The sequence below is a fragment of the Rathayibacter sp. AY1D9 genome (assembly GCF_002932395.1).
In the GTDB taxonomy this organism is placed as follows: Bacteria; Actinomycetota; Actinomycetes; order Actinomycetales; family Microbacteriaceae; genus Rathayibacter.
In genome coordinates this window covers 1-9,240 of sequence record NZ_PSVQ01000061.1, presented here as the reverse complement: position 1 = coordinate 9,240, position 9,240 = coordinate 1, and the positions used below count along the sequence as shown (strand labels likewise).

Here is a 9,240-nt window from a genome sequence, read left to right as displayed (position 1 = left end):
GGGCGCCGAGGGGGTGGGCGGAGCATCTGCATCCGGAGCGATCGGACCGGAAGCGACGGCGTCCGGAGCGACGGCGTCCGGAGCAACGGGAGCAGCGGACTGCTCCGCTCCGCTCCCCGACGCCGCCACCAGCCGCACGTCGTCCGCGACGGCCTCCGCCTCCTCCGGGCCGGCCGCCGCGTTCAGCGCCGCGGCCGCCGCCTCCGCTCGCGCCAGGGCCTCGGCGGCCTCCGCCTGCAGTCGGCGGGCGGCCTCCAGGGCTGCGCGCGCCTCGTCCCTCGCCGAGGCGAGCCCGTCGTCGTCACTCATGGGCTCAGCCTAGGTCGGCGGCGCCGATCAGTCCTCGCGGACGTGCCAGGACTGTCCGTACCCGCCGTCGGCCTCGGGGCGGGCCATCAGCTCGAGGAACGGGTCGGCGCTGAACGCCTCCGGCCCGAGCACTCCGGCGCCGGTCCACACGCCGGTCGCGAGGAGCTCGAGCGCGACCACCGGGTTGAGCGCCGTCTGCCAGACCACGCACTGGGTGCCGTACTCGGCCATCGTCCACTCGTTGTCGCTCACGTGGTAGAGGTACACCTCGCGGTGGGCGCCGTCCTTCGTGCCGGAGACGAAGAGGCCGGCGCAGGTCCTGCCGGTCATCCGCGGGCCGATGCCGGCGGGGTCGGGCAGGGCGGCGGCGACGACGTCGCGCGGCGAGACCTCGACGGGACCGCCGGCCGAGCGGACCCGCAGGGGCTCGGTGCTGTCGAGGCCGAGGAGGTGGAGGGTGCGCAGGACGCCGATGAACTGCTCGCCGAGGCCGTACTTGAAGGTGACCTTCTTCGCGTCGAGCCAGCGCGGCATCAGCAGCACCTCCTCGTGCTCGACGTTCACGCACTCGACCGGGCCGATGCCCTCGGGGAACTCGAACACCTCCGGCTCCGAGAAGGGGGCGGTGGTGTACCAGCCGCGGTCGCGCTCGAACACCACCGGCGGGTTCAGGCACTCCTCGATCGTGGTCCAGATGGAGAAGGACGGAGCGAAGATCTCGCGGCCGTCCGCGTCGTGCACGACGAGGTTCGCGCCGTCGCGCACTCCGAGCTCGTCGATCTCGTCGAAGAGGTGGTCGGAGGCGTAGCGGGCGAAGACGTCGGAGAGTCCCGGCTCCACGCCCATGCCCACCAGGGCGAGGCGGCCGCGGGAGGACCACTCCTCCGCCGCGGCGAACTGCTCGTCGCCGAGCTTGAGCCCCGTCAGCTCGTGGGGCCGCTCGGGGTGCGGGAGCGAGAGGCTCATCGCCATGTCGAGGTAGTCGGCCTCGGCGGCGAGCGCTCCGGCGAAGATCGTCGGGACGAAGCGCGGCTCGACGGCGTTCATCACGTGGGTCGCCCCGTGCGCACGGGCGACGGTCTCGACGTTCTCGGCGTCGGAGGCGTCGATCCGCGCGGCGACGAAGCGGTCGTCGGCACCGTGCCGCTCCGCGATCCAGGCGACCGTGCGCTCGGCGCGAGCGAGGTCGTAGTCGCAGACGATGATCTGCTCGAAGAAGGAGCGGCGCGCGGCGATCTTCGCGAAGGCGTCGCCGACGCCGCCGGCGCCGACCAGGAGGATTCTCATGGGGACACCGTAGCGACGGATCGCGTCGTCCACCATGCCGAGCACCGACGGAATCGGAGCGGAGCGCGCCTTTAGGCCACCGGATCCGTCACGGGGCGGCCCGCTCCCCCTGCTCGAGCAGGCGGAGGAAGCCGGAGAGGTGCCCGAGGCCGGTCAGCGAGGTCGGGAGCGAGGCGGCGAGCGCCGGCGAGTGCACCAGGTACGCCGCCCACTTCGCGCGCGAGACCGCGACGTTCAGGCGGTTGGGCAGGAGGAGGAACTCCATCCCGCGCGGAACGTCGGCCCCGGAGGACGCGGCGAGCGACACGATGGCGACCACCGCCTCCCTGCCCTGGAAGAGGTCGACCGTGCCGACCGGCGTCTCCTCGAGGCCCGCGGCGTCGAGGGCGGCGCGGAGGAGCCCGCCCTGGGCGTTGTAGGGCGCGACGACGATGACGTCGGCCGCGGTCAGCGTCCGCTCGCCGTGCTCGTCGAACCAGGTGCGGCCGACGAGGGAGAGGGCGATCTCGACGACGCGCCTCGCCTCGTCCGGCGAAGAGGTGGTGTCGCCCGCGTGCTCGACCGGGACGGAGTGCACGCCGGGCTCGACCCCCTCGAGGTGGCGCACCTGCGGCGCCCGCGACCGCAGCGCGCCCTCGTAGGAGAGCTCGGAGACGGCGTCGGAGAGCGCCGGGTGCATCCGGTGGGTCTGCGCGAGGAAGTAGCCGTATTCGGGCGGGAGGACGTCGTGCCCGTCGGCGAGCCAGCCGAGCGCCGACTCGTCGACCGGCTCCGGGTGCGCGCCCTGGCTCACCTGGGGCAGCTGCTGCGGATCGCCGAGCAGGAGCAGGCGCTGGGCGGAGACGGCCGACGCGATCGTCGGGGCGAGCGAGAACTGCCCGGCCTCGTCGACCACCAGGAGGTCGAGCGAGCGGCGCGGCACGGTGACCGGGTTCGCGAAGGTCCAGGCGGTGCCGCCGATGACGCAGCCGCCGCCCTCCTCGAGGACCGCGGTGAGTGCCGCCGCGTTCTTCACCGGCGCCCAGGGCGCCGCCTCGAGCGCCTCGGGCGGCGTGCCGTTCTTGGGCACCTTCGCCACCCTGGAGGGATCGACGCCGCGGCCGACGACGGCGCTCAGCACGTTCTCGACCACCGAGTGCGACTGGCCGACCACGCCGATGCGCCAGCCGTGCTCGTTCACCAGCCGGGCGATCACGTGGGAGCCGACGTAGGTCTTGCCGGTGCCGGGCGGACCCTGCACGGCGAGGGTCGCCCGGTCGAGTCCGAGCAGAGTGGTGACGACCGCGCCGATCACGTCGTCGCCCTGCACCGGAGCGACGGCTCCCGGCGGCACGCGGCGGAGGACGTCGAGCGCCGGGTCGGCCAGCATCGCGGGCAGCGCGTCGAGGACCTCGCCGCCCCACTCCGCGATCGCCTCGGGCTGGGGCGCGGCGCGCGGCGGCGGCGCGGGGGCGAGGGCGACCGGAGCGTCGTCGTGCGGATCCTCCCCCGCCTTCAGGCCCTCCTTGAGGAGCAGGACGATCCGCTCGCCGTCGTCGTCGACCGCGAGGATCTCGGAGCGCTCGGAGGCGCCGCGCAGACCGGGACCGGGCGAGGGTGCGCCAGGGGGCGCCGGGGCCTCGTAGACCAGGTACGGCGACGAGCCGGTGCCGAGCCGGCTGCCGGGAGCGAGCCGGCCGAGGATCCGCAGCTCGCGCGACTGCGTGCGGGCGCGCGGGAGCTTCGCCCAGTCGCGGACGACCTCGACCCGGTCGATCATCACGACGTCGCGGGTGTCCGCCCACTCGTCCAGCGGCTGCCGGAGGCGGTCGAAGTGCTCCTGCCAGAAGGTCTTGGCCTCGCGGCGGTGGTAGTCGATCGCCGCGCCGGCGAGGGCGAGCGCGGTCTGGTCGGCCGTGCGCTCGCGCGGCTCGATCCCCTCGACCTGCGCCAGCAGTGCGACCGCGACGGGGTGCGGCTCGCGGGGCACGGGGATCTCGACCTCGAGCAGCGGCGGCAGCTCCTCGCGCGGCGGAGCGAGCTCCAGGAGCCAGTCGCGCAGGCGGAGCGTGGAGCGGCAGTCGTAGGCGTTGTACTCGGCGACGAGGTCGAGCCCGCGCTGCCCCTCGACAGGATCGGCCCTCTGTGCGGCGCGCGCCTCCACGTACATCTCGATGCTGTCGGCGGCGTTCGTGACGCCGGACGCGTCCCGCTCCTCCTCGCCCATGTAGAGCGGCTCCAGCTTCTTGAGCGAGTAGCTGCGCGAGCCCACGCGGAGCGCCCGCCGCACCACCGGGTACAGGTCGACCAGGACGCCGTCGCGCAGGAGCGCGTCGACCTCCTCCTCGCCGACCCCGTGGCGGAGCGCGAGCGAGAGCAGGTGGCTGCGCTCGTAGGAGGCGTAGTGGTAGACGTGCATCCGGGGGTGCTCGACCCGGCGCGCCTGCAGGAGCGCGAGGAAGTCGAGGAGCGCCCGGCGCTCGGCCGCGAGGTCGTGCGCCCAGAGCGCGGTGAAGCGCTCCTGGTCGTCGACCATGCCGAAGAGGTAGTCGAGGCCCCACTCGCGGTTGTCCTCGGTGTAGAGAGGGTCGCCCTCGAAGTCGAAGAAGAGGTCCCCCGGATCGGGGGCGGGCAGCCCGGCGAGCACGGAGGCGTCGATCACCTCGACGGCCGGCACCGGCGAGGACTCCGATCGCAGCTGCAGCCGCGCCTGGGCACGCAGGCCCTCGAGCGTGCCCGCGCCCAGGCCGGGGACGGGGCCGTCGTGCTCGGCGAGGGCGTCGAGGGTGAGGACGCCGGCCGCCGTGAGCTTCGCCCGCTGGTCGAGCCGCATCCCGGCGACGAGGATCGGATCGCGGTGCGCCTGGACCTCGGGCGCGCAGACGGAGCAGCGTCCGCAGGAGGGGTAGCGCGGATCGCCCCACTCCAGCGGCTCGTCGGCGGCGAGGCGCTCGTCGAGCACGGCGCGGAGCCGGGCGCGCTGCACCCGCTGGACCGGGGCGACGACGGCCAGCTCGTGGCTGGTGACGGAGACGTCGCCGAGCACGAGGTGCACCTGCTCCCCCACGCGGATGCCGCGCGCCTGCATCTGCTCGGCGTAGGCGGCGAGCTGCAGCAGCGCCGGGATCTTCGCGTGCCGGGCGAGCTTGGTGTCGTAGACCTCGTAGGCGCCGTCGGCGGTGCGGAGGAGGAAGTCCGAGAAGCCCAGGAACTCGCCGTCGAAGAAGGTGGCCTGGTAGAGCACGTCGACCCCGGCGCGCATCGCCTCGACGGCCGCCTCGGCCGCCGCGGGGTAGCCGGCGGGCTCGGGGCGCTCGAACTCGAGCACCTCGTGCGTGCGCTTCAGCTCGGCGAGGAAGCGGTGCTCGTGCTCGTCGCCGAGTACCGCGGTGCGCTCGAGCATCCCGTCCCTCTCGGCCTCGAGGCGCGGCGCGCGGCCCAGCAGGGCGTCGAACCGGCGGAGGACGGCCCACTCGCAGGCCGCCCAGTTCGACAGGTCGGTGGGGCTCGTGACCACGCGGCCGGACTCCAGATACACGCGACTCCTTCCGCGACCACCGGGCGGCGATCGGCTCCAGGCTAGGGCGCCCCTCCGACACTCGTGCGGCCTCGGCCACCACCCGCGCCGCTCCGGCTCCGCGTGGCAGGCTGGGCCGATGACCCGCGCTCGCTTCGAGATCATCCCGGCCGACGACATCGGCGAGCGCGCCGCACGGGCGTTCCCGGACCCCTCCGCGGTGACGCTGACCGTGACCAGCCTGCCGAAGCACGGGACCGGGCGGACCGTGGACTGCGCGGTCGCGCTGGCCGGGCGCGGGTTCCGCGTGGTGCCCCACCTGGCGGCGCGGAACGTCGAGGGCCGCGCCGCACTCGAGCGGGTCCTCGAGCGGATGGGCGAGGCGGGGATCGACGAGGCGTTCGTGATCTCGGGCGACGCGTCCTCGGCGGCCGGCACCTACTCCACGAGCCTCGAGCTCATCCGCGACGCCCGCGAGATCTCACCCGGGCTGGCCCTGGACATCGCAGGCTATCCCGAGGGCCACCCGCACCTCTCCGACGAGAGCATCGAACGGCACCTGCGCGAGCGCGCTCCGTTCATCCGCTCGATCGTCACGCAGATGTGCTTCGACGTCGACGCGGTGGTCCGCTACGCCGATCGGCTCCGCGAGACGGGGGTCACGGCCGATCTGTGGGCGGGCGTGCCGGGGCCGGTCGAGCGCTCGCGGCTGCTGACGCTGGGCGCGCGGATCGGAGTGGGCTCCTCGCTCGGCTTCCTGAAGCGGAGCGCCGGGGGTCGGCGGGCTCCTCCGCGGACGCCGCTTCGACCCGTCCGCGTTCGTCGCGCGCCTGGAAGCGGCGGCGGGCGACCGCCTCGCGGGCCTGCACGTCTACACCTTCAACGAGCTCGACTCCCTCGCCGCCTTCGGCTGATCGGCGAGCCTCCGCGCTCCTCGGGCGCCGATCCTCGGGGCCTCGAAGCCCTCGCAGGGAGCGCTATGCCGGTCAGGTGGTGCGGCGGATCCAGATCGGCGGGTGCGGGAGCTCGGCCTCGGTGCGCAGGCGGCCGGCGAGTGGAGCCCAGACCACGAGCGCCACGCCGATCCCGAGCAGCAGGCCGCCGACGGTGTCGCTCAGCCAGTGGGCGCCGAGGTAGGTGCGGCTCGCCATCATCGCCACGGTGTAGAGAAAGCCCGCGATCCAGACCCACAGCAGCGGGAACACCAGGGCCAGCACCATCGCCGTCGTCGCCGCGTTGGCGGTATGGCCGGACGGGAAGGAGCCGTAGTCGCTGGTGACGAGCATGTCGGCCGGGCGGGCGCGTCCCACCAGCTCCTTGACGAGCTGGGTGGCGCCCACGCTGACCAGCGCGGCGATCGCGTAGTAGAGCGCCGCCCACCGCCTGCGGAACACCAGCAGCACGGCGACGATGCCGAGCGGGATGAGCGTCGTGCCGACGAGCCCCGCTCCGACCGTGTTCATGACGAGGGCCGGGATGTCCCAGACCGGCGAGCGGTGCTCGACGATCTCGTCCATCCACTCCACGTCGAAGCGGAAGGCCGAGGTGGGGCGGAAGGCGATCAGCACGGCGAGCAGCACCGTGAGCAGGATCGCGAGCGACGCGGAGATCAGCGGCCAGCGGCGGGAGACCCGGTGGGCCGCCTCCTTCGTCAGCAGCCGGGCGGCGACGTCGTCGGACGGCACCTGCTCGCGCATCCGCGCACGCTGGACGGCGTCGGGGCGCGCGATTCCGGGCTCGGTCGACAGGCGGTCGTCGCGGTGATCCATCCGGACATGATGCCGTCACCCGGCGTTCCCCCGCTGGGGGTTGCGGGGCGGCGCGGCCGACGGTTCGGAAGCCCGGCGTCCGTGCGCAGCGTTCGTGGCACGGTTCGACCGGCCGTGCGGATGCCCGGCCTTCCCCCGCGGGGGTCTCGCGGCGCGGCTCAGCCGGCCGCGCGGGCCAGGCGGGCGGCGCGGAGGGCGTCGAGCCGGGTCGGCTCGGAGGAGCGGGCGAGGAGCCGCGCGGCGACGGCGCTCACGCGGGAGTCGCCCGAGGCAGAGGCCCGCTCGAGGGCGGCGGCCGCGTCGGGACCGGTGATCGAGCCGAGCGCCATCACGGCCGAGACCGCCAGCGCGGAGTCGTCGCTGCCGGCGGCCCCGTCCAGCGCGTCGACGGCAGGACGCGCGTCGTCGCCCAGGTAACCGAGCGCGGCGGCGGCATGCCGGCGGACCGGCGCGGACCCCTCGCGGAGGGCCTGCTCCAGACCGGGGACGGCCGCGGCGCCGAAGGAGGCGAGGACGTCGGTGAGCACGTTCTGCGCCTCCGCGTCGTCGTCGCCGAGCAGGCCGAGCAGGACCGGCAGCGCGCGCTCGTCGCCGAGGCGGCCCAGCGCGAAGCGGGCCTTCGCAGCGACGGCGGGCTCGGAGTCGGCGGCCAGCGGGGCGATGTCGTCGAGCGTCGCCGGGTCGAGGATCTTGCTGAGCACGTGCAGCGCCTGCGTGCGCACCCGGGGCTCGCGGCCGAGCGCCTCGCGGGCGACGGGGACGGCGGCGGAGCCGAGGCGGCCGAGCGACCAGGTGAGCACGTCGCTGACGAAGAAGTCGGGCTCCTCCCACAGGTGCGCGGCGAGGGGCTCGGCGGTGGCGGGCTCGGCGAGCTCGCCCAGGGTCATCGCCGCGCGGAGGCGGACGTCGCGGTCGGGGTCGGAGAGCTCGGCGAGCAGGGCGGAGGAGTCGCGGGAGGACATGGGAGGGGACTGTAGCAGCGGCGCTCGGGAGCGGATCCAGCGAGGGCCGGAACGCCCGGGAGGAGCCGCAGGAGCGGGGCGTGCCGGACCGCCGGGACCCGGAGCCGAGCGCTCAGTCCTGCAGCGCCGGGACGCTCCTCGGCCGGACGATCAGCCAGAGCGCCAGGATCGACACGGTCACCGTCGACATCATCACCACGGCCATCGGCACGGCCGAGCCGGCGCCGAAGACCCCCGAGATCGGCGACAGCAGTCCGGCGGTGCCGAAGTTCACCGCTCCGAGCAGCGACGCGGCCGTCCCCGCCTCCCGGCCGTGGTTGACCAGGCCGAGGACCTGCACGCACGGGAAGCTGAAGCCGCAGGACGCGATGAAGAACCACAGCGGGACGAGCGTGCCCCAGAGCCCCAGCCCGAGCACGTCGAAGAAGGCGATCAGGCCGGCGGAGGTGAACAGCGTCAGCGTCGTGATCGCGAGGATCCACTGCGGCCCGATCCTCCGGCTGAGGTAGGAGGACGCCTGCACGCCGAGGACGACGCCGAGCGAGTTCACGGCGAAGAGCAGCCCGTACTGCTGCGCGTCGAATCCGTAGAGGCCCTGGAACAGGAACGAGGAGCTGGAGAGGTAGGTGAACAGGCCGGCGAAGGTCATGCCCCCGATCACCGCCACTCCGAGGAACACGCGGTCGCTGAGGACGGCCCGGTAGCGCTGCACGAGCGAGCGGTGCTCGCGCTCGTGGCGGGCGGCGCGGGGCCGGGTCTCGACGACGAGCAGGCCGACGGCCGCGACGACCAGCACGCCGTAGGCGGCGAGGAAGACGAAGATCCCGCGCCAGTCCATGATCAGCAGCAGCTGGGAGCCGATGACCGGCGCGAGCACGGGCGCGAGGCCCGACACCAGGGCGAGCCGGGACAGCATGCGCACCAGCGGGCGTCCGCCGAAGAGGTCGCGGACCATCGCCATCGCGACCACGCCGCCCGCCGCCGCGCCGGCTCCCATCAGGAAGCGGAAGACGCCGAGGGTGACGATCTCGGGGGCGAGCGCCGCGCCGACGCAGGCCAGCACGTGCAGAGAGGTGGCCAGGAGGATCGGCAGGCGCCGGCCGACCGCGTCGCTCCAGGGGCCCACGACCAGCTGGCCGAGTGCGAAGCCGAGGGTCGTGCCGGTGAGGGTCAGCTGGACCGCCGCCTCCGACACGTTCAGCTCGCTCTGCAGCGCGGGGAACGCCGGCAGGTAGAGGTCGATCGTGAACGGCCCGAGGGCGGTCAGCGAGCCGAGGACGATCACGTAGACGAGGCGCTGGCGGGCCGTCAGGGCGTCGCCCGGGTGGCGGTGCACCGGGAGGGAGGCGGTCGGAGTCGAGGCGGGAGTGGACACGGAGTGCCTTCCTGCGCAGGGCGCAGCGGGGTGGGAGGGAGG

The 9,240-nt window shown here is 74.3% G+C and carries 5 protein-coding genes and 2 pseudogenes; 1 reads left to right on the top strand and 6 read right to left on the bottom strand.

Going from position 1 to position 9,240, the window contains the following annotated elements; translation table 11 throughout:
- The 3 genes and pseudogenes from C5C50_RS17135 to C5C50_RS16215 all read right to left on the bottom strand — a co-directional run.
- Positions 1-309, bottom strand: a pseudogene (locus C5C50_RS17135) (hypothetical protein); the annotation flags it as partial.
- A 27-nt stretch (positions 310-336) separates the two neighbouring features.
- Positions 337-1,596 (bottom strand): saccharopine dehydrogenase family protein, encoded by a 1,260-nt coding sequence (locus C5C50_RS16220; protein WP_104227456.1) that lies wholly within the window; start codon positions 1,594-1,596, stop codon positions 337-339.
- 88 nt (positions 1,597-1,684) lie between these two features.
- On the bottom strand, positions 1,685-5,113 hold the full coding sequence (locus C5C50_RS16215; protein WP_104273923.1) for a bifunctional RecB family nuclease/DEAD/DEAH box helicase: 3,429 nt from the start codon (positions 5,111-5,113) through the stop codon (positions 1,685-1,687).
- A gap of 118 nt (positions 5,114-5,231) precedes the next feature.
- Here C5C50_RS16215 and C5C50_RS17500 point away from each other — a divergent pair.
- Positions 5,232-5,765: pseudogene (locus C5C50_RS17500) on the top strand (methylenetetrahydrofolate reductase); the annotation flags it as partial.
- A gap of 313 nt (positions 5,766-6,078) precedes the next feature.
- Here C5C50_RS17500 and C5C50_RS16205 read toward each other — a convergent pair.
- The 3 genes from C5C50_RS16205 to C5C50_RS16195 all read right to left on the bottom strand — a co-directional run bounded on the left by C5C50_RS16205 (position 6,079) and on the right by C5C50_RS16195 (position 9,198).
- Entirely contained in the window at positions 6,079-6,861 is a 783-nt protein-coding gene (locus C5C50_RS16205; RefSeq protein ID WP_244229597.1) for a phosphatase PAP2 family protein, read from the bottom strand.
- 158 nt (positions 6,862-7,019) lie between these two features.
- Positions 7,020-7,823, bottom strand: a complete 804-nt coding sequence (locus tag C5C50_RS16200; RefSeq protein WP_104273922.1) for a HEAT repeat domain-containing protein — start codon at positions 7,821-7,823, stop codon at positions 7,020-7,022.
- Positions 7,824-7,935: 112 nt separating this feature from the next.
- Positions 7,936-9,198: a multidrug effflux MFS transporter gene (locus tag C5C50_RS16195; RefSeq protein WP_104273921.1), complete on the bottom strand. Its 1,263-nt coding sequence runs from the start codon at positions 9,196-9,198 to the stop codon at positions 7,936-7,938.
- Positions 9,199-9,240 lie beyond the last annotated feature (42 nt).

Bases quoted from the DNA above. Each gene is read 5' to 3' on its own strand.
- C5C50_RS16220 (WP_104227456.1), bottom strand. From the start codon at position 1,596: ATGAGAATCCTCCTGGTCGGCGCCGGCGGCGTCGGCGACGCCTTCGCG.
- C5C50_RS16205 (WP_244229597.1), bottom strand. From the start codon at position 6,861: ATGGATCACCGCGACGACCGCCTGTCGACCGAGCCCGGAATCGCGCGC.
- C5C50_RS16200 (WP_104273922.1), bottom strand. From the start codon at position 7,823: ATGTCCTCCCGCGACTCCTCCGCCCTGCTCGCCGAGCTCTCCGACCCC.